We start from the raw sequence: 26461 nt of genomic DNA, 5'->3' as shown, positions 1-26461 counted from the left end.
GTTCGCCGGATCGACGAGCACGTCGATGGCGTCGTCGGCGGCCATCTCCTTCTTGAGCGGGTAGAACCCGACCTGGATCCCCGGCGACTCCGGGTCGGCGGCAGCGGCGTCGATGCAGGCCTGCACCGACGCGACGACGCCGGACTCCTTGAGGTTGCGGCAGATCTGCGCGCTGGAGTCGCCGTCGACGACCTCGAACGAGACCTTGCCGCGGCCGGGGCCGGCGAAGTCGTCGGGGTCGGCGAACTGGTCCTCGACCCAGTCGATCCCGCGGGTCACGGCGTAGTAGAGGCCGCCCGCGACGATCGCGAGCGCGACCAGCACGGCCAGGCAGCCCGGCAGGCTCCGGCGCTTGCGCCGACGGCGGCCGCCCTCGCTCGCGAGGGGTTCGTCGTGGCCGGGCAGCAGCGGGCCGTTCGGGTCGCGCAGGTCGCTCACTCGATCTCCTCGGACTCCCCGGGCGCTGCCCGGACGATCTCGCCGGGGGCGGTCCCCGTCGTGCGCTCGGTGTCGAGCGCGTGCTGCAGGATCAGCACCGCGGCGGCCTGGTCGACGACGGCGCGCCGCTTGGTGCCCGACCGGCCACGGTCGCGGAGCATAGCCTCCGCCGAGACGGTGGTCAGCCGCTCGTCGACGAGGCGCACCGGCGTCGGCGCGACCCGCACGGCCAGTCGGCCGGCGAACTCACGGGTCTTGACCGCCGCCGGGCCCTCCCCGCCGGACAGGCTGCGGGGCAGGCCGACGACGACCTCGGCCACCTCGGACTCCTCGGCGATCTCGCGCAGGATCCTCGCGATCCGCGCCAGGTCGCCCTTGCCGCGGCGCACGGTCTCGACCGGCGTCGCGAGGAACCCCGCCGGGTCGCTACGTGCCACGCCGATCCGGGCGTCCCCCGGATCGATCCCGAGCCGTACGCCGTGCCTCAAGCTCCCGCCGTCCGCGAGACCTCGGCGATCACCAGGGCAAGCGCCTCGTCGATCCGCGACGCGTCGGTGCCGCCGCCCTGGGCGACGTCGTCCTTGCCGCCGCCCTTGCCGCCGACGAGCGGCCCGACCGCGCGGACCAGCGCGTTGGCCGACAGGCCGCGGTCGCGGGCGGCGTCGGTGACCGCCGCGACGACCGAGACCTTGCCGTCGGCCGCGCCGATGACCACCACGACGCCGGGCTCGCCCTGCGGCAGCCGGCCGCGGACGTCCATCGCCAGGGTGCGCACGTCGCCGCCGGAGGCGCCGTCGGCGCGGTGGGCGACGACGTGCACGCCACCGACCACCTGCGCGCCGGACGCGAGCTGGCCGGCCGCGGCGAGCAGCTGCGCGACGCGGGCCCTCTCGGCCTCCTTCTCCACCGCGCGGAGCCGCTCGACGAGCTCGGAGACCCGGCCGACGAGGTCGTCGGGCTGGGTCTTGAGCAGGCCGGTGAGCTGGCTGACCACGTCGCGCTCGCGGGCGAGGTAGGCGAAGCCCTCGACACCGGTGAACGCCTCGATGCGCCGGTTGCCCGAGCCCACCGAGGACTCGCCGGTGACCACGATCGTGCCGATCTGGGAGGAGTGGTCGACGTGCGTGCCGCCGCAGAGCTCGCGCGACCACGGGCCGCCGATCTCGACGACGCGCACCTTGGTGTCGTCGTACGTCTCGCCGAACAGCGCGATCGCGCCCCAGTCCTTGGCCTCGGGCAGCGTCATGTACTGCCAGGAGACCGGCAGGTCGGCGCGGAGCGCGTGGTTGGAGACCTGCTCGATGTCCTGGACCTGCGCCGGGGTCAGGCCGGTGGTCCAGCCGAAGTCCAGGCGCAGGTAGCCGGGCCGGTTGTAGGAGCCGGACTGGAGCGCGGTGGGGCCGAGCACCTCGCGCAGCGCCGCGTGCACCACGTGGGTGCCGGAGTGGGCCTGGCGCGCGCCGGTGCGCCACTCGGGGTCGACCCGCGCGTGCAGCGCGGCGCTCCCGGAGGCGTCGAGCTCGCCGTCGACGACGCGGACCTGGTGCACCACCAGGCCGCGGACCGGGCGCTGGACGTCGAGCACCTCCAGCCGGCCGCCGTCGAACTCGATCGTGCCCGCGTCGGCGGCCTGGCCGCCGGACTCGGCGTAGAACGGGGTCCGGTCGAGCACGATCTCGCCGACCTCGCCGGCGGCGAGCGAGCGCGCCGGGGCGCCGCCGGCGAGCAGCGCCAGCGTCCGGGACTCGGTCTCGAGGGTCTCGTAGGCCAGCCACTCGGTCGGTCCGTGCGCGTCGAGGATGCCGCGGTAGACGCCGGTGTCGGCGTGCTGCCCCTTCTTCGCGCGGGCGTCGGCCTTGGCCCGCTCGCGCTGCTCGGTCATCAGCGCGCGGAAGCCCTCCTCGTCGACGCTCAGCCCGGCCTCGGAGGCCATCTCGAGGGTGAGGTCGATCGGGAAGCCGTAGGTGTCGTGCAGCGCGAACGCCTTGTCGCCGGTGAGCCGGGCCTCACCGGCCGCCTTCACCTGCTGGGCGGCCTGGTCGAAGATCTGCGTGCCGGCCTGGAGCGTCTTGCGGAACGCGTCCTCCTCGGCGTACGCCACCCGGCTGATGCGCTCGAAGTCCGACTCCAGCTCGGGGTAGGACGCCTTCATCCGGCCCATGCTCACCGGCAGCAGCTCGGGCAGGGCGCGGTCCTCGTAGCCGAGGAGCCGCATCGAGCGGACCGCGCGGCGCAGCAGGCGGCGCAGCACGTAGCCGCGGGCCTCGTTGCCGGGGGTCACGCCGTCGCCGATGAGCATCAGCGCGCTGCGGACGTGGTCGGCGACGACGCGGAACCGCACGTCGTCCTCGTCGTTCGCGCCGTAGGCCTTGCCGGTCAGCTCGCTGGCGCGCTGGATGACGGGGAAGACCTCGTCGATCTCGTAGAGGTTCTGCTTGCCCTGGAGCAGGTAGGCCACCCGTTCCAGGCCCATGCCGGTGTCGATGTTCTTGGCCGGCAGCGGGCCCTCGACGTCGAAGTCGTCCTTGGCGCGCACGGCGCTGAGCGACTCCTGCATGAAGACGAGGTTCCAGATCTCCAGGAACCGGTCCTCGTCGGCGTTCGGGCCGCCGTCGGGGCCGTACTCGGGGCCTCGGTCGACGTAGATCTCCGAGCACGGGCCGCCCGGGCCGGGCACGCCCATCGACCAGTAGTTGTCCTTGAGCCCCCGCTCCTGGATCCGCTCCTCGGGCAGGCCGGCGATGCTCTTCCACAGCTCGCGCGCCTCGTCGTCGGAGGGCAGCACGGTCACCCAGATCTTCTCGGGGTCGAAGCCGAGGCCGCCCTCGTCGACGGAGCCGGTGATCAGGCTCCACGCGAACCGGATCGCCCCCTCCTTGAAGTAGTCGCCGAAGGAGAAGTTGCCGCACATCTGGAAGAACGTGCCGTGCCGCGTGGTCTTGCCGACCTCCTCGATGTCGAGGGTGCGCACGCACTTCTGCACGCTCACCGCGCGGTCGTACGGCGCGGTCTCCTGGCCGAGGAAGTACGGCTTGAACGGCACCATGCCGGCGTTGACGAACAGCAGGTTCGGGTCGTCGAGCAGCAGCGAGGCGGACGGCACGACCGTGTGCGCGTTGGCCTCGAAGTGGGCCACGAACCGTCGGCGGATCTCCGCGGTGTCCATCAGGTGGTGCCTTCCTCGTGTGCTTCGGTGGTGGTGGTGGTGCGGGGTGCTGCCAGCTCGGGGGTCCCGGCCGGCGTCAGGCCGAGCCGTGAGCGCAGGTCGACCTCGGCGTCGGCCTTGCCCTGGGCGACCTCGTCGCGCAGCAGCCGGGCGCCGAGCGCCAGGCCGCTCCAGCGGTCGCGGAGGCCGTCCGCGGTGAGGGACTCGGCCGCGCGGCGGCCACGCACCATGGCGTAGACCCCCGCTCCGGCCCCGGCGACGAACCAGAGGCCGCGGCTCATGCCGGGGTCCCTGCCGATCCGGGAGCGCAGCGAGCGGGTGCGTGGGGTGATCTCATGCGGCGCTGCCCTCGTCGAGAGCGCCCCGCTGGCGCGCCTCCCAGTCGCGGCGGGCGGCGCGCAGGTCGGCGCGGCGCTGCTTGCGCGAGCGGCGCACCTCGCGCCGGACCTCGAACCGGATCCGGTTGCGCACCTCCGGCGACAGCGCCCGCCGCACACCGGCGGCGAGCGACGCCGCCTGCACGACCGACTCGCGCAGCACCAGGTCCGCGAAGAGCGGGGCCGGCACGGCGTCCCCTGGCTCGACGTGCGCTGGCTCGGGCTCACCGGCTCGGGTGATGACGAACTCCTCGGCGCGGGTCGCGGGCGCAGGCGCGGCGAGCCGGCGCTCGAGCGCGTCGAGCCGCTCGTGCAGGGCCGTGGTCTCGGCCCGCGCCGCCGCCAGGTCCGCCCCGGCGCGTGCGCGCGCACGGGCCCCGGTGACCGCGAGGACGACGAGCAGCACGAGGAGGGCCAGCAGCGCGGCGGCTGCCGCGACCACGGCCCAACCCGGCACGCTCCACTCCTCGACCATGGTGCCCGACCCTACCGCCCGGACCGGCCGCCCTTCGCGCCCGGACCGGCACCGCCGCGCACCAGGCGGCGTACCCGCTCCCAGCGCTCCTTGACCGCCGCCTCCGCGCCGAGCGAGGTCGGCCGGTAGTACTCCGCCTCCTGCACGACGTCGGGCGCGTACTGCTGCTCGGCGATGCCGTACGGCTCGTCGTGGCTGTACTTGTACGTCGACCCGTGGCCCAGCTTCTTGGCACCCGCGTAGTGCGCGTCGCGCAGGTGGGCGGGCACCGGCCCGATCTTGCCGCCGCGGACGTCGGCGACCGCGGCCCCGATCGCGGTGGTGACCGCGTTCGACTTCGGTGCGACCGCCAGCGCGATCGTCGCGTGGGCGAGGGTCAGCTGGGCCTCCGGCATGCCGATCAGCTGCACCGTCTGCGCGGCGGCGACCGCGGTCTGCAGCGCGGTCGGGTCGGCCAGGCCGATGTCCTCGCTGGCGAGGATCATGAGCCGTCGCGCGATGAACCGCGGGTCCTCCCCCGCCTCCATCATCCGCGCCAGGTAGTGCAGCGCGGCGTCCGCGTCCGAGCCGCGCACCGACTTGATGAAGGCGCTCGTGACGTCGTAGTGCTGGTCGCCCTGCCGGTCGTAGCGCACCGCCGCCTGGTCGACCGCGGTCTCGGCCATCTCGAGGGTGACGACCTCCGACCCGCGGGCCGCGGCCGCGCCGGTGGCCGCCTCGAGGTACGTCAGCGAGCGGCGCGCGTCCCCGCCGGCCAGGCGGACCAGGTGGTCGAGCGCGTCGTCCTCGACGGTGAACCGGCCGGCAAGCCCGCGCTCGTCGACCAGCGCCTGGTCCAGCACCCCCCGCACGTGCTCGTCGGTGAGCGACTCCAGCCGCAGCAGCAGGCTCCGCGAGAGCAGCGGGGAGATCACGCTGAAGAACGGGTTCTCCGTCGTGGCCGCGACCAGCGTCACCCAGCGGTTCTCCACCCCGGGCAGCAGCGCGTCCTGCTGGGCCTTGCTGAACCGGTGCACCTCGTCGACGAACAGCACGGTTTCCCGGCCGGTCGCGACGAGCTCGGCCCGGGCCGCGTCGATCGCCGCCCGCACCTCCTTGACCCCGGCCGACACCGCCGAGACCTCGACGAACCGGCGGTCGGTCTGCTGGCTGACGATCGAGGCGATGGTCGTCTTGCCCGTCCCCGGCGGACCCCACAGCAGCAGCGACATCGACTGGTCGTTCTCGATCAGCTGCCGCAGCGGCGCCCCGGGCGCCCGCAGCTGCTCCTGCCCGACCAGCTCGTCGAGCGTCCGCGGACGCATCCGCACCGCCAGCGGCGCCGACGCGTGCGTGTTCGCCGCCAGCGACCCACCCCCGGACCCGCCCGCCGCTCCGCGTCCGGGCAGGTCGAACAGGCCGTCACTCACGCCGCCGAGCCTACGACGCCGCGCCGGAGACACAGCGGCTGAGGGACGTCATGCGGACGGAGCAAGCGGGTGCTCGCAACGCATGACGTCCACCCCAGCCGGACCGGCCGGCCCCGCTGATCGCAGGACACGTCTCCTCCGGCCGCCGCCGCGCTGGAGGGCCGAGCCGCAGGACGGGTACGCCCCGCAGGTCGGGGCCGGAGGCGCACGGCGGGCGGGCAGGCCCGGTCGTGGTCGGGTCTGGCGGGGCCGGAACGAGGAACGAGCGGAGGCCTGGTCGACCGGGCCTGCCCGTCCGGCGGGAGCCGCAGGCTCCGACCCACCACCCCGGCGTACCCGACCACCAGCCGGGACGCCGAGCGACGCGGGAGCCAGCCCCCGCCCGCCGCAGGCGGCGCCAGTGGCCGAGGCCGCGGTCGGCTCACCGGTTTCGACACGCTCAGGCCTGGCGGCCTTCGCTGCTCAACCAGCGGGCCGGGGGCCCACCGTCCCCGAGGCCGCGGTCCGCTCACCAGGTTTCGACACGCTCAGGCCTGGCGGCCTTCGCTGCTCAACCAGCGAGGGCGGGGCCCCGTCCCCGAGGTCGCGGTCCGCTCAGCAGGTTTCGACACCCAAGGCCTGGCGGCCTTCGCTGCTCAACCAGCGGGGCGGGGGCCCACCGTCCCCGAGGCCGCAGCTCGGCTCACCGGGTTTCGACACGCTCGCTAGCGCTCGCTGCTCAACCAGCGGCGGGGCCTGGCGGCCTTGCTGCTCGACCAGCGGGACGTGTCAGGCGGAGACCATCTGCTTGGACTTCACGTCGTACCAGGTGTCGTCGTAGCCCGGGCCCGTCGGGACCGTGCCCACCGTGGCACCGCCGACCGGGCTGCCCTGGCGGTCGACGCCGAGCAGCGGGGCGGTCACCGGCTCCGCGGGGTGGTGGCCGAGCTCGCCGGCGAAGTGGCACGCGACCTTGTGCCGCGGACCGATCTGCAGCAGCGGCGGCTCGACCCGGGCGCAGATCTCCTGGGCGAGCGGGCAACGCGTGCGGAAGTGGCAGCCCGACGGCGGGTTGATCGGGCTCGGGACGTCGCCCTCGAGCCGGATCCGCTCGCGGCGGCCACCGAGTGTCGCCTGCTTGATGTCGGGGACCGCCGACAGCAGCGCCTGCGTGTACGGGTGGTGCGCGTGGGAGTAGATGCTCTCCCGGTCCGCGATCTCCACGATCTTGCCGAGGTACATGACCGCGACCTCGGGGCAGAAGTGCCGGACCACCGCGAGGTCGTGGGCGATGAAGAGGAACGCGATGTCGAACTCGCGCTGCAGGTCCTGGAGCAGGTTGATGACCTGCGCCTGGATCGACACGTCGAGCGCGGAGACCGGCTCGTCGGCGACCAGCAGCTTGGGGTTGAGCGTGAGCGCCCGGGCGATGCCGATGCGCTGGCGCTGCCCGCCGGAGAACTCGTTCGGGTACCGGTTGTAGTGCTCGGGGTTGAGGCCGACGACCTCGAGCAGCTCCTGGACCCGGCCGAGGATCTTGTCCTTGGGGACCACCTTGTGCACCGCGAGCGGGGCACCCACGATCGCGCCGACGTTCTGGCGCGGGTTGAGCGAGGTGTAGGGGTCCTGGAAGATCATCTGCACCTCGCGGCGCAGCGGCTTCATCTCCTTGTTCGACACCGTGGCCATGTCGATGCCGCCGAAGCGCAGCGCGCCGGCCGTCGGCTTGTACAGCCGGGTGATCAGGCGACCGGTCGTCGACTTGCCGCAGCCGGACTCCCCCACCAGGCCGAGGGCGCCGCCCTTGGGGACCTGGAAGGAGACGCCGTCGACCGCCTGGACGTGGCCGACGGTACGGCGGAACAGGCCGCCGGACTTCAGCGGGAAGTACATCTTGAGGTTGTCGACCTCGAGCACGGGCTCGGCGGTCGGGTCCAGGACGTTGGCGGTGTGGGTGCTCCGCGCCAGCTCCTCGAACGGCAGGCGGGTGTCCTTCGCGCCGTCCTGGAGCTCGCCACCCTCGGTGACCTCCGGGTTGTCAGCCCCGGGGTCGACGTTCAGGTCGGACATCAGCTCTCCTCGTCAGGTCGTGCTGCGACGTCCGTGCCGGGGTCTCCGGCTGCGACGTCGGGGGCGATCTCCGGCAGTACCTCGGCCTCGTAGACCTCGTCGGGGTTCGCCAGGTGGCAGCGCTTCAGGTGGCCCGGTCCGCGGCCGCCGGGGGCCAGGTCGGGCACGGTGGTGGTGCACAGGTCGCCAGGGACCTTGTCCCGGTGGGCGCAGCGCGGGTGGAACGAGCAGCCGGACGGCATGCTCAGCAGGCTCGGCGGGTTGCCCGGGATCGGGATCAGCCGGGCGCTGGTGTCGGACGTGACGTCCGGGACGCTCGAGAGCAGGCCCCAGGTGTAGGGCATCTCGGGGTGGGTGAGGATCTCGCGCGCCGGGCCGTACTCCACCGCGCGGCCGGCGTACATCACCAGCACGTCGTCGGCCATTTCGGCGATGACACCGAGGTCGTGGGTGATGATGATGACCGCGGAGTTGAACTCGCGCTGGAGGTCCTGGAGCAGGTCGAGGATCTGCGCCTGCACCGTGACGTCGAGTGCCGTGGTCGGCTCGTCGGCGATGAGCAGCGAGGGGTCGTTGATCAGGCCCATCGCGATCATGGCGCGCTGCCGCATGCCGCCGGAGAACTGGTGCGGGAAGTCGTCCACGCGCCGGTCCGGCTGCGGGATGCCGACGCGGTCGAGCATCTCGACGGCCTTGCGGCGGGCGTCGCGCTTGCTCGCGCTCGGGTGGTGCACGAGGTAGGCCTCCGCGAGCTGGCCACCCACCTTGTAGAAGGGGTGCAGCGCGGCGAGGGCGTCCTGGAAGATCATCGAGACCTGGTTGCCGCGCAGCTTGCGCATGCGCGACTCCCCCAGCCCGATGACCTCGGTGCCGCCGACCCGGATGGAGCCGGTGATCTGCGCGGTGCGGGCGTCGTGCAGCCCGAGGACGGCCATGCTCGAGACCGACTTGCCCGAGCCGGACTCCCCGACGATGCCGAGGGTCTCGCCGAGCCCCACGGAGTAGCTGAGCTCGGAGACGGCGGTGATGAGGCCGTCCTCGGTCGGGAACCTCACCGTGAGGTCGTCGACGACGAGGAACGGCTCCTCGCCGCCCGGGGGCACCACCGACGGGGACGTCTGGGTGGTCACGGTCACGACAGTCTCACTCTCGGGTCCAGGACGCTGTAGATCAGGTCGACGATCAGGTTGCTGAAGATCAGCACGATGGCGCTGAACAGCGCGGTCGCAGAGACCACCGGCAGGTCACGCCCGTTGACCGCCTGGAGGCTCCAGAACCCGATGCCGTCGATGTCGAAGATGCGCTCGGTGAAGATCGTGCCGGCCAGCAGCGTGCCGAAGTCGATGCCGAAGATCGTAACGACGGGCACCAAGGCGGCGCGAAGGCCGTGCTTGTAGACGACCTTGCTCTGCGCCAGGCCCTTGGCCTTCGCCGTGCGGATGTAGTCCTCCGACAGGGCCTCGACCATCGATCCGCGGGCGTAGCGGGTGTACTGCGTGCAGCCGAAGATCCCGAGCGCGATCCACGCCAGCAACAGCCCCGAGAACCACTTGGCCGGGTTCTCGGTGAAGCTGAAGTAGCCGGTCTCGGCGAACAGCGGTATCTCCCACTGCACGGTCAGGAACAACCACGTCAGCAGCGCGAAGAGGTAGTAGGGCACCGAGCTCAGCACGAGGAACGACGACACCAGCGCCTTGTCGGCGACGGTGCCTCGTCTTCGCGCGGCTGCCACGCCGATGGGGATGCCGAGGACGAGGTACAGGGCGGCTCCGCCGAGCGCGACCGAGAAGGTCGCGGGCATCCGCTCCTTCATCTCCTCGAAGACGGGGGTCTTGGTGCGGTAGGAGTAGCCCAGGCACGGGGCCGGGCAGTCGAACTTCTTCGTCGAGCCGAACTGGATCTCGCGGCCGACGAAGACACCCTTCACGAAGGTGCCGTACTCGGTGTACCAGGGGTTGTTGTACCCCAGGTTCTCCTCGAAGTTGGCGAGCCGCTCGGGGGTGCAGCGGTTGCTGGTGTCGCGGTCGCAGATGGGCTGCGCCGGGCTCGAGGGCCCGAACCAGAAGAGCAGGAAGATGCTGAGCGAGACGAGGAAGACCACCACCACGCCGGACAAGAGTCGCTTGACCAGGTACGCGAACACGTCAGGTCTCTCCTTCTCTGGGACTTTCACAGGGGACCCGGGTACAGGTCCGCGTCGAGCGGGTGGGGCCCCCGGATCCCGGAGGCCCCACCCTTGGTCGATCAGCTCACGAGGAGCGGTTCAAGGCGAACGTCACTCAGCGACGAACAGGTCCTTGTAGTTCGGAGCACCCAGGGCACCGTCACCGGTCGGGTTCCCGATCTTCTCGCCGAAGGCGAAGAGGTCGTTGCGGAACGCGGTCGGGATGATCGGGAAGTACTCCGTGGAGATCTCCTCGTCGAGGGCACCCCAGGCGTCAGCCTGCTCCTCGAGCGGGAGCTCGTTGATGGCGTCCATCTCCTCGTCGATCGCCGGCTCGGAGAAGAACGCGGTGTTGTACGTCGCGTCCGTGCGCAGCAGCGCCGGGAGCATCGTCGAGCCGGACGGCCAGTCCGAGCACCAGTTCACGCCGCGGAGGTTCAGGCGCTTGTTGATCTTGTTGCTCGGGTCGGTCCAGATGGTGTACAGCGAGGTCTCGATCGGGACCGGGATGCCGGTGACCGTGAAGCCGGACTCCTTCAGACCCGCCTCGACCTGCTCCTGGGCGGCCTCGGTGGTCGGGGTGCCCTCGTTGTAGGCCATCGTGATCTCGAACTCGCCGGGCTCGTAGCCGGCCTCGGCCAGGAGCTCCTTGGCCTTCTCGGGGTTGTACTCGAACTGCTCCCCGTCGACGAAGTACTCCTTCTTGCCCGACATGCCCGGAGGCATGATCGAGTTCGCCGGCACGCGGGTCACGCCGGGGACCTCGCCGGAGGCGAGCCAGATGTCCTCGTAGCGGTACGCGTAGGCGAGCGCCTTGCGGACGTTGAGGTCGGTGATCTTCGAGTAGTCCGGGGCCCAGAAGCTGGTGCACTGGGCGGACTGCTGGACCAGGCGGTCACCGAGCTTCTCGGTGGCGTCGGCGTAGTTCGACGACGACAGCGAGGCCGACAGCGAGGTCTGCGACTGGGCGTTGCCGCTCAGCATGATCTGGTCGACCTGGGTCGGGTCGGCGGAGAACTTGAAGACCCACTTGTCCGGGTACTGGTGGCGGGCCGGGTCGCTCTCAGGCACCCACTGGTCGTTGCGGACCAGGACGAGCTCCTCGCTCGGGCGGAAGGACTCGACCTTGTAGGGGCCGGTCGAGAGCGGCTTGCGACCGTACTCCGGCGGCTGCGAGGCGTCGCCCAGCGGAGCCGGGCCCATCGCCATGAACGCGCCCCAGTAGTCCATGTCCGGGAAGGGCTTGGCCATCTGGATGGTGACGGTGCGCGCGTCGTTGTCGAAGGTGATCGCGTCGTAGGCGTTCGCCTTCTTGGCGTCGGTGTAGGGACCCTTGTACTTGTCCGCACCGGCGAAGTAGTTCACCGAGTACTCGGTGCCCGGGCCGGAGGGGAACGCGGCGGAGTCGAGCGAGCGCTCGATGCCGAAGGCGACCTCCTCGGCGGTGATCGGGTCACCGGTCTCCCAGGTGGCGTCCTCGCGGATCGTGAAGGTCCACTCGGTGAAGTCCTCGTTCGGCGTGCCGAGGTCCTCGGCGAGGTCGGGCACCAGGATCATGGTGCCGTCCTCGGTGCGCTTGTACTGCGTCAGCGAGCGGTGCGTCAGCGCCTGCTGGATCGAGTTGCCGGTCACCGACCAGCCGTTGGTCGGGTCGAGGTCCTCGGGGCCCGGGTCGTCGGGGAGGTACACCGTCACGGTGCCACCCTCGGCCGCACCCTCGATCGGCTCGGCCGGGCCCTGGAGCTCGGCGTCCTTGGCGATGTCGGTGTCGGCGTTGCGGAAGCTCTTGTCCGCACCCGGGCTGTTCTCGTCGCTCCCGCCGCCACCGCACGCGGCGAGGGACAGCAGCGCAGCAGTGGCGACGATCGCCAGCGGCTTGGTCCGTCTCATTGTCCAGCCTTTCTTTCCATGGATCGCGCCCGCGAGGAGGATCGGGGGCGGCGTCTTGTGCGGCGACTAGCGCCGGGTCTTCGGGTCCATCGCGTCGCGGATGGCGTCACCGAGCAGGTTGAGGGAGAGCACCAGCAGCACGATGCCGAGCAGCGGCTCCCACAGGTAGAGCGCGTACTTGTCGAACCACGGGACCGCGTCGGAGACCGTCTGGCCCCACGAGGCGCCCGAGGTCACGCCGATGCCGAGGAACGCCAGGCCGGCCTCGAGGGCGACGAACGCCGGCAGGGTGAGCGAGACGCTGACGACGATCGGCGCGGCGAGGTTCGGCAGCAGCTCCTTGATCAGGATCCGGTGCGTCGGCATGCCGATCACCCGGGCCGCCTGGACGAACTCCCGCTCGCGCAGCGAGAGCACCTCGCCGCGGACCAGCCGCGCCAGGCCCATCCAGCCGAAGATCGCGAGGATCGCGATGAGCGACCACCGCTGGATCGTCGGGTAGCTCTCGTAGAGCGCGAACCGGTCGTTGATGATCGGCGCGATCGTCAGGGCCGCGAGCAGGAACGGCACGGTCAGGAAGAAGTCGATGACGAAGGAGATGATCTTGTCGACGATCCCGCCGAGGAAGCCGGCCAGCAGGCCCATGACCACGCCGACCACCGAGGCGACGAGCGTCGCGCTGCCCGCGATGATCAGCGAGGTGCGGCAGCCGTAGAGCCAGTGCGCCAGGTTGTCGGCACCGGTCTGCGGCGCGATGCCGAACGGGTGCTCGGGGTCGAAGCCGTTGTTCGGCGGGCCGACCTTCGGCAGCTGGGTGGAGAAGTCGAGGACCTGGCTCGGGCGGCCCGGGTCGAGGGTCACGCCGAACAGGCCGGCGATCACTCCCGCGAAGACCGCGATGATCACGAAGAACAGGGCCACGATCGCGCAGACCACGGCGATCTTGTCCTTCATGAGCCGGCCGAGCGCGATCTGCATCGGCGACTTGCCGGCGATCGCCTTGGCGTCCTTCGACGACGGGTCCGGCGCGGGGGGCTCCTCGCTCAGGTGTCCCAGCGTCTCGGGTCCGGCCGTCTGTGCCGACATGCTCACCTCAATGTGGTCCTGGGTCGGGCAGCTCCCGACCCGCGCTCTGGTGCGCGCCGGGACGTGACTCTATGTGACGTGCCACGGCGTCGCGATCACTCGCGAGTAACGATCTGGTCTCGGCCCTCGGACAGGGCCGTCCTGCGGTTCAGGCCGGGTCCGCGACATCCTCCGCCGGAGCGGCGTCGACACCGGCTTCCTTGCGCTGAGCAGGCGTGATGGGCGCAGGGGCGGCCGTCAGCGGGTCGAACCCGCCGCCGGACTTCGGAAAGGCGATGACGTCGCGGATGGAGTCCGCGCCGGCGAGGATCGCGCAGATCCGGTCCATGCCGACCGCGATGCCGCCGTGCGGCGGCGCGCCGTACTTGAAGGCGTCGAGCAGGAAGCCGAACTTCTCCTGCGCCTCCTCCTCGCCGATCCCCATCACCGAGAAGACGCGCTTCTGGACGTCCTCGCGGTGGATCCGGATCGAGCCGCCGCCGAGCTCGCTGCCGTTGCAGACGATGTCGTAGGCGTAGGCCAGCGCCTCGCCGGGGTTCTCCTCGAGGCCGTCGAGGAACTCGGGCTTGGGGCTGGTGAAGGCGTGGTGCACCGCGGTCCAGGCTCCCGCGCCGACGGCGACGTCGCCGCTGGCGACCGCCTCGCTGGCCGGCTCGAAGAGCGGCGCGTCGACGACCCAGGTGAAGGCGAACGCCGACTCGTCGATGAGTCCGCAGCGCCGGCCGATCTCGAGGCGTGCCGCACCGAGGAGGGCGCGGCTGGACTTGGTGGCGCCGGCGGCGAAGAAGATGCAGTCGCCCGGCTGGGCGCCGACGTGCGCGGCCAGGCCGGCCTTCTCCTCGTCGGTGATGTTCTTGGCGACCGGGCCGCCCAGCGTGCCGTCCTCCTGGACGAGCACGTACGCCAGGCCGCGGGCGCCGCGCTGCTTGGCCCACTCCTGCCAGGCGTCGAGCTGCTTGCGGGGCTGGCTCGCGCCGCCCGGCATGACCACGGCGCCGACGTACTCCGCCTGGAAGACGCGGAACGGGGTGTCCTGGAAGTAGCCGGTGCACTCGACGAGCTCGTTGCCCATCCGCAGGTCGGGCTTGTCCGAGCCGTACTTGGCCATCGCCTCGGCGTAGGTCATCCGCGGGATCGGGCGCGGGATCTCGACGTCGATGAGCTTCCACATCTCGGCGAGGACGTCCTCCATCAGCGCGATGACGTCCTCCTGCTCGACGAAGGACATCTCGATGTCGAGCTGGGTGAACTCCGGCTGCCGGTCGGCGCGGAAGTCCTCGTCGCGGTAGCAGCGGGCGATCTGGTAGTAGCGCTCCATGCCGCCGACCATGAGCAGCTGCTTGAACAGCTGCGGGCTCTGCGGGAGGGCGTACCAGCTGCCGGGGTGCAGGCGGGCGGGCACCAGGAAGTCGCGAGCGCCCTCGGGCGTGCTGCGGGTCAGGGTCGGGGTCTCGACCTCGACGAAGTCGTGACGGTCCAGCACGTCGCGCGCGGCCTTGTTGACCTTGCTGCGCAGGCGGATCGCGGCGGCGGGCCCGGAGCGGCGCAGGTCGAGGTAGCGGTGCTTGAGGCGCACCTCCTCCCCCACCTCCACGTGGTCGCTGATCGGGAACGGCAGCGGGGCGGCGCTGGAGAGCACCTCGACCGCGCTGGCGACGACCTCGATCGCGCCGGTCGCGAGGTTGGGGTTCTCGTTGCCCTCCTTGCGCGCGGTCACCTCGCCGGTGACCTTCAGGCAGTACTCGGCGCGCAGCTGGTGCGCGACCTCCTCGTCGCGGATGACCACCTGGACGACGCCGCTGGCCTCGCGGAGGTCGATGAAGGCGACGCCCCCGTGATCGCGTCGGTTGGCCACCCACCCGGCGAGGGTGACGGTCTGGCCGACGTGCTCGGCGCGGAGGGCGCCGGCGTCATGGGTGCGGATCACTGCTTCTGCTCCTTGGCTGGTGGGGTGGTCGAGCCGGTGGCGACCACGACCTTGGGTCGGTGGTCGGAGGCGGGAGGGGTCCAGGTGGCCGGGTCCGCGGCGACCTGGTCACCGGTGCGGATGTCCTTGACCTGGTGGCCCTCGTCGCCGGTGAACCAGACGTACGGGATGCCGCGCCGCTCGGCGTACCGGATCTGCTTGCCGAACTTCTGCGCGGTCGCGGCGACCTCGCACGGCACACCGTTCGCGCGCAGCGCGGTGGCGATGGCGTCGGACTCCTCGCGGGTCTCCTCGCCGGTCAGCGCCACGAGCACGACGGAGGGCACCTTGCGGTCCGCGACAAGGGCGCCGCGGTTGAGCAGCGGCACCAGGACCCGGCTCACGCCGAGCGAGATGCCGACACCCGGGTACGTCGTGCGGCCGTCGCTGGCGAGCGCGTCGTAGCGGCCGCCGGAGCAGATCGAGCCGAGCGACTCGCTGCCCTCGAGGCGGGTCTCGAAGACCGTGCCGGTGTAGTAGTCCAGGCCGCGGGCGATGGACAGGTCGGCCTCGATGGTGACCTTGTCGCCCGTCAGCGCCGCGCAGCCGCGGAGCAGGGCTGCGAGCTCGCCGAGGCCCTCCTCGAGCAGCGGGTCCTCGACGCCGAGCGCGCGGACCCGGTCGCCGAAGGAGTCGTCGGTGCTGCGGATCGTCGCCAGCTCCAGGCAGCGGTCGGCCTGGTCCGGCGTCAGGCCGGCCTCGTCCACGAGCATCCCGCGCACCGTCTCGGCGGGCAGCTTGTCGAGCTTGTCGACCAGCCGCATGACCTCGGCCGGGTCGGGCGCGCCGATGCCGGCGTAGAAGCCCTGGATGAGCTTGCGGTTGTTGACCTGCAGGCGGAACGGCGGCAGGCCGAGCACCTCGGGGTCGGCGAGGCGCGAGAGCGCGTCGACCATGACCCGGGTGACCTCGATGTCGTGGTGGAACGGCAGCTCGTCCTTGCCGACGATGTCGATGTCGGCCTGGGTGAACTCGCGGTAGCGACCGTCCTGGGGCCGCTCGCCGCGCCACGCCTTCTGCACCTGGTAGCGGCGGAAGGGGAACTCCAGCTTGCCGGCGTTCTCGAGCACGAACCGCGCGAACGGCACGGTCAGGTCGAAGTGCAGGCCGAGGCCGGAGTCGGTGGCGCTGTCGGCCTCCTGCAACCGCCGCAGGACGTAGACCTCCTTGGAGGTGTCGCCCTTGCGCAGCAGCTGGTCCATCGGCTCGACGGCCCGGGTCTCGATGCCTGCGAAACCGTGCAGCTCGAAGACCGAGCGCAGGGTGTCGATGACCTGCTGCTCGACGAAGCGCTGCTCGGGGAGCAGCTCGGGGAACCCGCTGAGCGGGGTCGGCTTGGCCATCGTCACAGCCCTCGCGTCACGGGAGCGGTCGGGTCCGCCGGTCCCGCGGGGCCGGTGTCCTGGAGGTCGAGGAGGAACGGGTTGGTCGCGCGCTCCCGGCCGATGGAGGTCTGCTCGCCGTGCCCGGGCAGGACGACGACGTCGTCGCGCAGGGTGAGCACCTTGTCCCGCAGGCTGCGCAGGATCGTGGGGTGGTCGCCGCCGGGCAGGTCGGTGCGGCCGATCGAGCCCGCGAAGAGCAGGTCGCCGGAGAACATGACCTCGCTGACGTCCTGCTGCTCGTACGGCGAGCGGAAGGTGACCGAGCCCTGCGTGTGGCCCGGGGTGTGGTCGACCACGAAGCGCAGGCCGGCCAGCTCGAGAGCCTGGCTGTCGGCGAGCTCGCGCACGTCGTCCGGCTCGGCCCACTCGTAGCGGCCGCCGAGGAGCATCTGCGTGGTCTCCCGCGACATGCCGGCCATCGGGTCGCTGAGCAGGTGCCGGTCCTCGGGGTGGATCCACGCCGTGGCGTCGTAGGTGCCGGCGACCGGCGCGACGCACCACATGTGGTCGACGTGGCCGTGGGTCACCAGCACCGCGACCGGCTTGAGCCGGTGCTCGCGGACCACCTCGGCGACACCGTCGGCGGCGTCCTTCCCGGGGTCGATGACGACGCACTCGGCGCCCGGCCCGGTGGCGGCGACGTAGCAGTTCGTCCCCCAGGGCCCAGCGGGGAATCCGGCGATCAGCACCGGGTCAGGCTACCCGCGGGTCAGGGCGCCGGTTCCACCGGGATTCGCACCCGACGACGCTCGACCCGCGCAGGGACGCGCCGTACCTGACTAGGATTGCCGCCTGCGTGAGCGAGCCGCCCGCGACCACCGATGCGAGGGACCAGCAGTGACGAGCCATGAGTGGGGCCGTGTCGACGACGACGGCACCGTCTACGTCCGGACCGCAGACGGGGAGCGCCCCGTCGGGCAGTACCCCGAGGGGACGCCGGAGGAGGCGCTGAGCTTCTTCACCGAGCGGTACGCCGCGTTGTCCTTCGAGGTCGACCTGCTCGAGCAGCGGGTGCGCTCCGGCGTGCTGTCCCCCGAGGAGGCGGCCGAGTCGGTGAAGACCGTCCGAGCCCAGGTGACCGACGCCAACGCCGTCGGCGACCTCGCCGCCCTCGGCGGCCGCCTCGACGCGCTCGGGCCGGTCATCGCCACCCAGCGCGAGGCGCGCCGGGCCGAGAAGGCCGCCAAGTCGGCCGAGGCGAAGACGGCCAAGGAGAAGCTGGTCGGCGAGGCCGAGAAGCTCGCCCAGGGCTCGGACTGGCGCCACGGCGCGAACCGGCTGCGCGAGCTGCTCGAGGAGTGGAAGGCGCTGCCGCGGATCGACCGGGCCTCCGACGACGCGCTGTGGCGCCGGTTCTCGTCGGCTCGCACGGCGTACACCCGGCGCCGCAAGGCGCACTTCGCCGAGCAGAACGAGAAGCGCGACGCCGCGCGGGCCGTCAAGGAGCGCCTCGTCGTCGAGGCCGAGAAGATCGCCGACTCCACCGACTGGGGCTCCACCGCAGGCCGCTACCGCGACCTCATGCGGGACTGGAAGGCCGCAGGCCCCGCCCCGAAGGAGGTCGACGACGCGCTCTGGAAGCGGTTCCGCGCAGCGCAGGACACGTTCTTCGGTGCGCGCGACGCCGCCTCCGCCGAGCAGGACCAGGAGTTCGCGGCGAACGCCGAGGTCAAGGAGCAGCTGCTCGTCGAGGCCGAGGCGCTGCTGCCGGTCGGCGACGTGGAGACCGCCAAGCGCGCCTTCCGTGACATCGCCGACCGCTGGGACGCCGCCGGCAAGGTGCCGCGCGACCGGATGAAGGAGCTCGAGGGCCGCATCCGCAAGGTCGAGCAGGCCATCCGCTCCGTCGAGGACGAGCAGTGGAAGCGCTCGGACCCCGAGAAGTCCGCCCGCGCCGGCGACATGGTCCTCAAGCTCGAGGCGGCCATCGCGACGGTCCAGGCCGAGCTCGACCAGGCCCGCGCCGCCGGCAACGAGAAGAAGGTGCGCGACCTGGAGGAGAACCTCGCCTCGCGCCAGCAGTTCCTCGAGATGGCCCGCAAGGCCTCCGCCGACTTCTCCGGCTGAGGGCGGCCGCACGCACCGCTGGCGAGCAGGGAGGGCCGCCAGGCCCGAGCGTCGTCGAGACCCGGTGGCACGAGGCAGGGCGGCGACCCCGGTGGTCGAGGCCCTGCGTCGGTCCCGGGGTCTCGACGACGCTCGCTCGCGCTCGCTGCTCGACCAGCAGGTGGGTCGAGGCCCTGCGTCGGTCCCGGGGTCTCGACGACGCTCGCTCGCGCTCGCTGCTCGACCAGCGGCGCACTGCTGGTCGAGCAGGGAGGGCCGCCAGGCCCGAGCGTCGTCGAGACCCGGTGGCTCGAGGCAGGGCGGCGACCCCGGTGGTCGAGGCCCTGCGTCGGTCCCGGGGTCTCGACGACGCTCGCTCGCGCTCGCTGCTCGACCAGCAGGTGGGCCGAGGCCCTGTCGGTCCCGGGGTCTCGACGACGCTCGCTCGCGCTCGCTGCTCGACCAGCGGTGGTCAGGAGGTGACGCGGTAGGCGTCGAAGACGCCGTGGACGCCGCGGACCGCCTTGAGGACCTGGTCGAGGTGCTTGGCCTCGGCCATCTCGAAGGTGAACCGGCTCTTGGCGACCCGGTCGCGGGTGGTGGAGAGGTTCGCGCTGAGGATGTTCACGTGGGCGTCGGAGAGCGCCATGGTGATGTCGGAGAGCAGGCGGGCCCGGTCCAGGGCCTCGACCTGGATGTTGACCAGGAACGTCGAGGACCCGGTCGGGGCCCACTCGACGTCGAGCAGCTTCTCGGGCTGGGACTTCAGCGACGAGGCGTTCGTGCAGTCCTGTCGGTGGACCGAGACTCCCCCGCCCTTGGTGACGAAGCCGAGGATGTCGTCGGGCGGCACCGGCGTGCAGCACTTGGCCAGCTTCACCCACACGTCCGGGGCGCCCTTGACGATGACGCCGGCGTCGCCGCCGCTGGGCGCGACCTTCGAGCGGCCGCGGCGGCCGGTGATGGTGACGGCCTCGGCGAGGTCCTCCTGTGCGGCGTCGTGGCCGCCGTGCTCCTCGATGACGCGCCGGACCACGGCCTGCGCCGACAGGTTGCCCTCGCCGACCGCGGCGTACAGCGCGGAGACGTCGGCGATGGAGAAGTGCCGCGCGGCGAGCGTCAGCGACTCGTGCGACATGAGCCGCTTGAGGGGCAGCCCCTCCTTGCGCATGAGCTTGGCGATCTGCTCCTTGCCCTGCTCGATCGCCTCCTCGCGGCGCTCCTTGGAGAACCACTGACGGATCTTGGAGCGGGCTCGCGGCGACTTCACGAAGGTCAACCAGTCGCGCGAGGGCCCGGCGTTCTCCGACTTGGACGTGAAGACCTCGACCACGTCGCCGTTCTCGAGCGTGGACTCCAGCGGCACGAGCCGGCCGTTGACGCGGGCGCCGATCGTGTGGTGCCCGACCTCGGTGTGCACGGCGTACGCGAAGTCGACCGGGGTCGAGCCCGCCGGCAGCGCGATGACGTCCCCGCGGGGGGTGAAGACGTAGGTCTCGGCGCGGTTGATCTCGAAGCGCAGCGACTCGAGGAACTCCCCCGGGTCCTCGACCTCGCTCTGCCAGTCCAGCAGCTGCCGGACCCAGGTCATGTCGTCGCCGTCGGCGAGCCGGTCGGTGTCGAGGCCGGCGCGGCCGTCCTCCTTGTACTTCCAGTGCGCCGCGACGCCGTACTCCGCGCGGCGGTGCATCGCGAAGGTCCGGATCTGCACCTCCACGGGCTTGCCCGCGGGGCCGATGACCGTCGTGTGCAGCGACTGGTACATGTTGAACTTCGGCATCGCGACGTAGTCCTTGAACCGGCCGAGGACCGGGTTCCAGCGCGAGTGCAGCACGCCGAGGACGGAGTAGCAGTCGCGGTCCTCCTCGACGAGGATCCGGATGCCGACCAGGTCGTAGATGTCGGAGAACTCGCGGCCGCCGACGATCATCTTCTGGTAGATCGAGTAGTAGTGCTTCGGCCGGCCGGTGACGGTGGCCTTGACCTTCGCCTCGCGCAGGTCGTTCTCGACCTGGCTGATCACCTCGGCGAGGAACTGGTCCCGCGACGGAGCCCGCTCGGCGACCATCCGCACGATCTCGTCGTAGATCTTGGGGTGGAGCGTGGCGAACGCGAGGTCCTCCAGCTCCCACTTGAGGGTGTTCATGCCCAGCCGGTGCGCCAGCGGGGCGTAGATGTCGAGGGTCTCGCGGGCCTTGCGCTCCTGGGTCTCCTGCTTGACGTAGCGCAGGGTGCGCATGTTGTGGAGCCGGTCGGCGAGCTTGATCACCAGCACGCGGATGTCGCGCGACATCGCGACGATCATCTTGCGGATCGTCTCGGCCTCGGCGGTGTCGCCGTAGACGACCTTGTCGAGCTTGGTCACCCCGTCGACGAGCTGGGCGACCTCGTCACCGAAGTCCTTGCGCAGCTGCTCGAGGGTGTACGGCGTGTCCTCGACCGTGTCGTGCAGGAGCGAGGCGACGAGCGTCGGCTCGGTCATGCCGATGCCGGCGAGGATCGTGGTGACCGCGAGCGGGTGGGTGATGTACGGGTCGCCGCTCTTGCGCATCTGCGTGCCGTGCATCTTCTCGGCCACGTCGTAGGCGCGCTCGAGGAGAGCGAGGTCGGCCTTCGGGTGGTTGGCGCGCACCGAGCGGAACAGCGGCTCCAGGACCGGGTTGGTCGGCTGGCTGCGCGTGCCCATCCGCGCCAGCCGGGCGCGCATCCCGCGGGTGTTCGACGGCGACGACCCTGGGTCGGCCGGGGCCGGTCGAGGGGTGCGCGGCTTGCCGGGCGCGCGGCCGCCGGTCGGGGCGGGAGCGCGGTCCTCGGTCACGGGTGCAGTCTAGGCCGTGCCGCGGGGCTCAGATGACCGCGATGCTGTGGACCGGCAGGTCACCGACGACCTCGCGCCCGGCGAGGAAGCCCAGCTCCATCAGGACGCTGACGCCGACCGGCGTGCCGCCGCACGCGGCGACCAGCTCGCGGGTCGCGCGGACGGTGCCGCCGGTCGCCAGCACGTCGTCGACGAGCAGCACGCGCTCCCCCGGTGCGATCGCGTCGCGGTGCAGCTCGAGCGTCGCCTCGGCGTACTCCAGGGCGTAGGAGACCGCGTGCGCCTCGCGCGGCAGCTTGCCCGCCTTGCGCACCGGGACGAAGCCCGCCCCGAGCGCGAGGGCCACGGGCGCGGCGAGGATGAACCCGCGCGCCTCCATCCCGACGACCTTGTCGACGACCGGCGTGCCGTCGCCGTCGCGGCCGGCCTCGGCCAGCGCCGCGACGACGGCAGTGAGCCCGTCGTGGTCGGCGAGCAGCGGGGTGATGTCCTTGAAGACGACGCCCGGCTCGGGGAAGTCGGGTACGTCGACGACGAGCCGCTCGAGCGCGGCGCGCGCGACCTCGGTGCGGGTCGCGCCCACCGGCCCGCTGCCCGAGGGACCGCTCACCACCCGGTTACCTCTTGCCGCGCTTGGAGCGGGTGACCCGGGACGGCTGCTGACGGCCGGCCGCACCGCTGGCACGGACCTCCCCCTTGGTCTGCGGCACGACGCGGCCACGGCCACTGGCCTCCGGCCGCCGCGAGGCGGTCTCAGCGACCGGACGGTCGACGACCGGCTCGTCGTCACTCACGAGCTCCGGGTCCGCCTCGGGGTCCCACACCTGGTCGGCGGCGGGCGAGTCGGAGGTGACCGCGGGCACGGAGGCGTACCGGTCGGCCTGGGCGCGGGCCCGGGCCTTGGCGTGCCGCTCCTGGAGCCGCACCTCGGTCTCGGTCGACTTCAGGTGCACCAGGACGCGCGGGGCGATGACCACCGAGGAGTAGACGCCGACCGCCATGCCGACGAACTGCGAGAGCGCGAGGTCCTGCAGCGAGCTCGCGCCCAGCTGCACCGCGCTGACCCAGAGGATGGCGCCGATCGGGATGAGCGCCACGATGCCGGTGTTGATCGAGCGGACCAGGGTCTGGTTGACCGCGAGGTTGGCGGCGTCGGCGTAGGACTGGCCCGGCTGGAGGTACTCGTGGGTGTTCTCGCGGACCTTGTCGAAGACCACGACGGTGTCGTAGAGCGAGAAGCCGAGGATCGCCAGCAGGCCGGTGACGGCCGAGGGGGTCACCGGAAAGCCGGAGAGCGCGTAGATGCCGACGGTGATCGCGATGTCGTGGAACAGCGCCACGAGCGCGGCGAGCGACATCTTCCACTCGCGGAAGTAGATCCAGATGAAGATCATGACCAGGCCGAGGAACACCGCGACGCCGATGACGGCACGCTCGGCGACCTGCTCTCCCCAGCTCGCGCCGATCTCGTCCTGGGAGATGTCCTGGAGCGGGTCGTCGACCTCCACCGTGTCGGTGATGGCCGCGACGACCTGGTCGCTCTCGGCCTGGTCGAGGTCCTCGGTCTGGACGAGCAGCGAGTCGCCGGCGGTGGTGACCACCGGGGACTCCGCGCCCTCGACGCCGGCGTCGGCGACGGCCGCGCGCAGGGCGTCGGCGTTGTCCTGGGTCGCGGCCGAGGCGCCGACCGCCACGCGGTACTGCGTGCCGCCGGTGAACTCGATGCCGAAGTTGAGGCCCTTGACCACCACGATCGCGATCGCGATGCCGACGAACAGCAGCGAGACGGCGTACCACAGCGGCTTCCGGCCGACGAAGTCGATCGACTTCCGGCCGTTGTAGAGCTCGTTGCCGAGCCGGGAGAACTTGCCCATCAGGCCTTACCTCCAGCAGGGACCCGGTCCATGCCGAGCGTCTCGGGGCTGAGGCCGGAGAGGCGGCCGCCGCCGTTGAAGAACTTGTACCGCGCGAGGTAGGACACCGCGGGCTTGGTGAACCAGAACAGCACCGCGAGGTCGATCAGCGTGGAGAGGCCCAGCGCGAAGCCGAAGCCCTTCACCGCACCGGTCGCGAAGATGTAGAGCACCGCGGCCGAGAGCAGCGAGACGGTGTTCGCCGCGAGGCGGGTCACCTTCGCGCGCTTCCACCCGGTCTCGACCGCGACCCGCATCGACTTGCCCTCGCGCATCTCGTCGCGGATGCGCTCGAAGAAGAGGATGAAGGAGTCGGCGGTGACACCGACGGCGATGATCAGGCCGGCGATGCCGGGCAGCGTGAGCGTGAAGCCGGCGGTCTCGCTGAGCAGCAGCACCAGCGCGTAGGTGATGAGCGCCGCGACCGCGAGCGAGCCGAGCACGACGATGCCCAGGCCGCGGTAGTAGATCAGGCAGTAGAGCATCACCAGGCCGAGGCCGAACCCGCCGGCCCACAGGCCGGCCGAGAGCTGGTCGCCCGCGAGCGAGGGGCCGATCGTCTCGGAGGAGACGTCGTCCTGGAACGCGATCGGCAGCGCACCGAACTTCAGGCTGGTGGCGAGGCTGCGCGCGGTGTCCTCGGTGAAGTTCCCGTAGATCTGCGCCTCGCCGTTGGTGATGGTGGCGTCCATGCCGGGTGCGGAGAGCACCTGGCCGTCGAGCACCACGGCGAACTGGCCGCCGTTGTTGAACAGCTTGCGCGAGATGTCGGCGAAGGTCTCGGTGCCTGAGCCGTTGAAGCTCAGCTGGACGACCCAGTCGACCTGGCCCTGCGGGATCGCCGCGGAGGCGTTGTCGAGCTGGGTGCCCTCGATCGCCGACGGAGAGAGGAGGTACTTCACGACCTGGCCGCGCTCACCGGTGTCGCAGGTGACGAGCGGGCGGTCGGGGTCGTCGACGACGTTCGGCGCGGAGCCGTCGGCCGGGCAGGTGAACTCGTTGAAGGCCTTGATGGCGGCCTGGTTCGGGGAGTCGGTCCACGCCAGCGGGTCGTCGGCGTTCTCGCCGCCCTCGGGCGCCGGGACCGGCGAGGAGCCCTCACTGGCCCCCTCGGAGGCCTCGTCGCTCGCGTCCTCGGAAGGCTCGGCGTCCTCGGACGGCTCGGCGCTCGGCGAGGACTCCGCGTTGCGCAGCGAGGCGGCCTGGGAGAAGCCGACCGGCGGGCGGTTGTTGCTGCCCTGCTGGGCACCGTCGCCGTTGCCCGCACCGTTGCCAGCGCCGTTGCCAGCACCGTTGCCAGCGCCGTTGCCCTGGTCGCCGCCCTGGTCCCCGCCCTCGGGCTCGATCTGCACCGAGGACCCGTCGGGGAGCCCGCCGGTCACGTTGGGGTCGAGGGCCGGGCCACCGCCGCCGCCGGCGCACGGGCCCGGCTCGATGTCGGAGCACGCCACGAGGCGGAAGCGCAGCTGCGCCTGCCGCTTGACGGTGTCGAGCAGGTCGCGCCGCGAGCTGCCGGGGATCTCGACGACGATGATGTTGTCGCCCTCGGTCACCACGTCGGCCTCGGCGACACCGGAGCCGTTGACGCGGTCGTCGATGATCTGGCGGGCCTGCTCCAGGCTGTCGTCGGCGGGGTCCTCGTCGGTGGCCACGAGCGTGATGCGCGTGCCGCCCTGGAGGTCCAGGCCGAGCTCGGGCTTCCAGCTACCGGCGAGGGCGACGAGCCCGTAGATCAGCACCAGGCCGAGGAAGAACACCCCGAGGGTGCGTCCCGGGCGGGGCTTGCGTGCCATGTCAGATCTCCTCCGGCTCGCCGGCTGCGGCGGGCCCTGGCTGGGTGACGGTGCCGATCGCACCGCGGGCGACGGTCACGACGACTCCCTCGGCGAGCTCGATCCGTGCGGTCTCGTCGTCGAGCTCGCGGATCGTGCCGAGGAAGCCGGAGGTCAGGACGACCCCGTCACCCACCCCCAACGACGACTGCATGCGAGCGAGTTCCTTCTGGCGCCGGGAGGCCGGCCTGATGATCAGGAGCCAGAAGAGGAGTGCGATGCCGACCAGCGGCAGCAGGGAGGCGAGCTCCACGACGAGACCTCTCGAGCGATGACGGGGAGGCCGCGCACCCGGGTCACTCCCGGGGCGGCCGACGGGCAAGCATACCTACGGGCTCGCCCGTCCGGACGAATCCCGCGGTCCGGGGAGTCACTCCTCGAAGAGGGTCGGTTCCCCCGCCGTCGACGGCGGTACGGCGAGTCCGAGGTGCTCCCAGGCCGCCGGCGTCGCGACCCGGCCACGCGGCGTACGGGCGAGGAAGCCGTTGCGGACGAGGAACGGCTCGGCGACCTCCTCGACGGTCTCGCGCTCCTCCCCCACGGCGACGGCGAGCGTGGAGATGCCGACCGGCCCACCGCCGAAGCGGCGGCACAGGGCGTCCAGGACGGCCCGGTCGAGCCGGTCCAACCCGAGCTGGTCGACCTCGTAGAGCTCGAGCGCGGCCTCGGCGACCTCGCGGGTGACCACGCCGTCGGCGCGGACCTGGGCGTAGTCGCGGACGCGGCGCAGCAGGCGGTTGGCGATGCGCGGCGTGCCCCGCGAGCGGGAGGCGATCTCCGCGCTGCCCTCGTCGGTGAGGTCGACGCCGAGCAGCCCGGCCGAGCGGTGGACGATGAGGTCGAGCTCGTGCGGCTCGTAGAACTCCAGGTGGGCGGTGAAGCCGAACCGGTCGCGCAGCGGACCGGGTAGCAGGCCGGCGCGGGTGGTCGCGCCGACGAGGGTGAAGGGCGGCAGGTCGAGCGGGATGGCGGTGGCGCCGGGCCCCTTGCCGATGACGACGTCGACGCGGAAGTCCTCCATCGCCATGTAGAGCATCTCCTCGGCCGGCCGGGACATGCGGTGGATCTCGTCGACGAAGAGCACCTCGCCCTCGTTCATCCCCGACAGGATCGCCGCGAGGTCGCCGGCGTGGGTGATCGCCGGCCCGCTGGTCAGCCGCAGCGGGACGGTCATCTCCGCCGCGATGATCATCGCGAGCGTGGTCTTGCCCAGCCCCGGCGGGCCGCTGAGGAGCACGTGGTCGGGGGCCCGGCCACGCCGCCGCGCGGCCTCGAGGACCAGGCCGAGCTGGTCGCGCACGCGCGACTGGCCGACCACCTCGTCGAGGGTGCGCGGGCGGAGCGCGGCCTCGACCGCCCGCTCGTCGCCGTCCGCCTCCGCGGCGGTGATCGACCGCAGGTGGGTCTCCTCGGCCTGGGCGAGCTCGTCCTCGTGGAAGGGCACCGG

20 protein-coding genes and 1 pseudogene are annotated in these 26461 nt (G+C 71.8%); 1 reads left to right on the top strand and 20 read right to left on the bottom strand.

Translation table 11 applies throughout. The annotated features are described in order from the left end of the window. From QWY28_RS20895 to QWY28_RS20830, 14 genes and pseudogenes are all read right to left on the bottom strand, one after another. Window positions 1-438: pseudogene (locus QWY28_RS20895) on the bottom strand (endolytic transglycosylase MltG); the annotation flags it as partial. Further along, complete coding sequence (gene ruvX / locus QWY28_RS20890) at window positions 435-926, bottom strand: Holliday junction resolvase RuvX (protein WP_300954737.1); 492 nt, start codon at window positions 924-926, stop codon at window positions 435-437. The gene ruvX and the pseudogene QWY28_RS20895, both read right to left, overlap by 4 nt. Further along, window positions 923-3604 carry an alanine--tRNA ligase gene (gene alaS / locus QWY28_RS20885; protein ID WP_300954736.1) on the bottom strand — a complete coding sequence of 894 codons (2682 nt, stop codon included), beginning with the start codon at window positions 3602-3604 and terminating at the stop codon, window positions 923-925. Before alaS ends, ruvX begins: the two co-directional genes overlap by 4 nt. After that, the gene (locus QWY28_RS20880) at window positions 3604-3885 is read right to left on the bottom strand and encodes a DUF6167 family protein (RefSeq protein WP_300954734.1); all 282 of its coding nucleotides are present in this window, start codon (window positions 3883-3885) and stop codon (window positions 3604-3606) included. Before QWY28_RS20880 ends, alaS begins: the two co-directional genes overlap by 1 nt. A 52-nt stretch (window positions 3886-3937) precedes the next feature. Next, window positions 3938-4456 carry a hypothetical protein gene (locus QWY28_RS20875; protein WP_300954733.1) on the bottom strand — a complete coding sequence of 173 codons (519 nt, stop codon included), beginning with the start codon at window positions 4454-4456 and terminating at the stop codon, window positions 3938-3940. 11 nt (window positions 4457-4467) lie between these two features. Continuing rightward, window positions 4468-5865 carry a replication-associated recombination protein A gene (locus QWY28_RS20870; protein WP_300954732.1) on the bottom strand — a complete coding sequence of 466 codons (1398 nt, stop codon included), beginning with the start codon at window positions 5863-5865 and terminating at the stop codon, window positions 4468-4470. Window positions 5866-6633: 768 nt separating this feature from the next. Then, a complete protein-coding gene (locus QWY28_RS20865; RefSeq protein ID WP_300954730.1) occupies window positions 6634-7914 on the bottom strand; it encodes an ABC transporter ATP-binding protein in 1281 nt (426 codons plus the stop codon). Beyond that, on the bottom strand, window positions 7914-9044 hold the full coding sequence (locus QWY28_RS20860) for an ABC transporter ATP-binding protein (RefSeq protein ID WP_300954729.1): 1131 nt from the start codon (window positions 9042-9044) through the stop codon (window positions 7914-7916). The genes QWY28_RS20865 and QWY28_RS20860 overlap by 1 nt, the downstream gene beginning before the upstream one ends. Window positions 9045-9046: 2 nt before the next feature. Then, on the bottom strand, window positions 9047-10057 hold the full coding sequence (locus tag QWY28_RS20855; RefSeq protein WP_300954728.1) for an ABC transporter permease: 1011 nt from the start codon (window positions 10055-10057) through the stop codon (window positions 9047-9049). 132 nt (window positions 10058-10189) lie between these two features. After that, complete coding sequence (locus QWY28_RS20850) at window positions 10190-11968, bottom strand: ABC transporter substrate-binding protein (RefSeq protein WP_300954727.1); 1779 nt, start codon at window positions 11966-11968, stop codon at window positions 10190-10192. Window positions 11969-12034: 66 nt separating this feature from the next. Continuing rightward, entirely contained in the window at window positions 12035-13054 is a 1020-nt protein-coding gene (locus QWY28_RS20845) for an ABC transporter permease (RefSeq protein ID WP_300954725.1), read from the bottom strand. A 148-nt stretch (window positions 13055-13202) separates the two neighbouring features. Then, window positions 13203-14981 carry an aspartate--tRNA ligase gene (gene aspS / locus QWY28_RS20840; protein WP_300954723.1) on the bottom strand — a complete coding sequence of 593 codons (1779 nt, stop codon included), beginning with the start codon at window positions 14979-14981 and terminating at the stop codon, window positions 13203-13205. Continuing rightward, entirely contained in the window at window positions 14978-16363 is a 1386-nt protein-coding gene (hisS, locus tag QWY28_RS20835; RefSeq protein WP_300954722.1) for a histidine--tRNA ligase, read from the bottom strand. Before hisS ends, aspS begins: the two co-directional genes overlap by 4 nt. A 2-nt stretch (window positions 16364-16365) precedes the next feature. Beyond that, a complete protein-coding gene (locus QWY28_RS20830) occupies window positions 16366-17094 on the bottom strand; it encodes an MBL fold metallo-hydrolase (RefSeq protein WP_300954721.1) in 729 nt (242 codons plus the stop codon). Window positions 17095-17242: 148 nt separating this feature from the next. Between QWY28_RS20830 and QWY28_RS20825 the strand changes: the two genes are divergently transcribed. Continuing rightward, the gene (locus QWY28_RS20825) at window positions 17243-18472 is read left to right on the top strand and encodes a DUF349 domain-containing protein (RefSeq protein ID WP_300954719.1); all 1230 of its coding nucleotides are present in this window, start codon (window positions 17243-17245) and stop codon (window positions 18470-18472) included. A gap of 451 nt (window positions 18473-18923) precedes the next feature. On the opposite strand, the gene QWY28_RS20820 is transcribed toward QWY28_RS20825, so the two are convergent. The 6 genes from QWY28_RS20820 to ruvB form a co-directional block, all read right to left on the bottom strand. Further along, window positions 18924-21269 (bottom strand): RelA/SpoT family protein, encoded by a 2346-nt coding sequence (locus QWY28_RS20820; protein ID WP_439117271.1) that lies wholly within the window; start codon window positions 21267-21269, stop codon window positions 18924-18926. A 28-nt stretch (window positions 21270-21297) separates the two neighbouring features. Then, window positions 21298-21852 carry an adenine phosphoribosyltransferase gene (locus tag QWY28_RS20815; RefSeq protein ID WP_300954738.1) on the bottom strand — a complete coding sequence of 185 codons (555 nt, stop codon included), beginning with the start codon at window positions 21850-21852 and terminating at the stop codon, window positions 21298-21300. Between the two features lie 34 nt (window positions 21853-21886). Next, window positions 21887-23143, bottom strand: coding sequence for a protein translocase subunit SecF (secF, locus tag QWY28_RS20810; RefSeq protein WP_300954717.1), 1257 nt, complete (start codon window positions 23141-23143; stop codon window positions 21887-21889). Continuing rightward, complete coding sequence (gene secD / locus QWY28_RS20805) at window positions 23143-24975, bottom strand: protein translocase subunit SecD (RefSeq protein ID WP_300954716.1); 1833 nt, start codon at window positions 24973-24975, stop codon at window positions 23143-23145. The genes secF and secD overlap by 1 nt, the downstream gene beginning before the upstream one ends. Window position 24976: 1 nt before the next feature. Then, window positions 24977-25267 carry a preprotein translocase subunit YajC gene (gene yajC, locus QWY28_RS20800; RefSeq protein ID WP_300954714.1) on the bottom strand — a complete coding sequence of 97 codons (291 nt, stop codon included), beginning with the start codon at window positions 25265-25267 and terminating at the stop codon, window positions 24977-24979. A gap of 117 nt (window positions 25268-25384) precedes the next feature. Then, a complete protein-coding gene (gene ruvB, locus QWY28_RS20795; protein WP_300954711.1) occupies window positions 25385-26458 on the bottom strand; it encodes a Holliday junction branch migration DNA helicase RuvB in 1074 nt (357 codons plus the stop codon). Window positions 26459-26461 lie beyond the last annotated feature (3 nt).

Origin of the sequence: Nocardioides oceani (assembly GCF_030412965.1) — a bacterium.
Classification (GTDB): domain Bacteria; phylum Actinomycetota; class Actinomycetes; order Propionibacteriales; family Nocardioidaceae; genus Nocardioides; species Nocardioides oceani.
Note: the sequence above shows the minus strand (reverse complement) of the source record. Positions and strands in the feature narration are given on the sequence as shown.

Coding starts and splice junctions, on each gene's coding strand:
- alaS (WP_300954736.1), bottom strand. CDS start 3,604: ATGGACACCGCGGAGATCCGCCGACGGTTCGTGGCCCACTTCGAGGCC.
- QWY28_RS20880 (WP_300954734.1), bottom strand. CDS start 3,885: ATGAGCCGCGGCCTCTGGTTCGTCGCCGGGGCCGGAGCGGGGGTCTAC.
- QWY28_RS20875 (WP_300954733.1), bottom strand. CDS start 4,456: ATGGTCGAGGAGTGGAGCGTGCCGGGTTGGGCCGTGGTCGCGGCAGCC.
- QWY28_RS20865 (WP_300954730.1), bottom strand. CDS start 7,914: ATGTCCGACCTGAACGTCGACCCCGGGGCTGACAACCCGGAGGTCACC.
- QWY28_RS20850 (WP_300954727.1), bottom strand. CDS start 11,968: ATGAGACGGACCAAGCCGCTGGCGATCGTCGCCACTGCTGCGCTGCTG.
- QWY28_RS20845 (WP_300954725.1), bottom strand. CDS start 13,054: ATGTCGGCACAGACGGCCGGACCCGAGACGCTGGGACACCTGAGCGAG.
- hisS (WP_300954722.1), bottom strand. CDS start 16,363: ATGGCCAAGCCGACCCCGCTCAGCGGGTTCCCCGAGCTGCTCCCCGAG.
- secF (WP_300954717.1), bottom strand. CDS start 23,143: ATGGGCAAGTTCTCCCGGCTCGGCAACGAGCTCTACAACGGCCGGAAG.
- secD (WP_300954716.1), bottom strand. CDS start 24,975: ATGGCACGCAAGCCCCGCCCGGGACGCACCCTCGGGGTGTTCTTCCTC.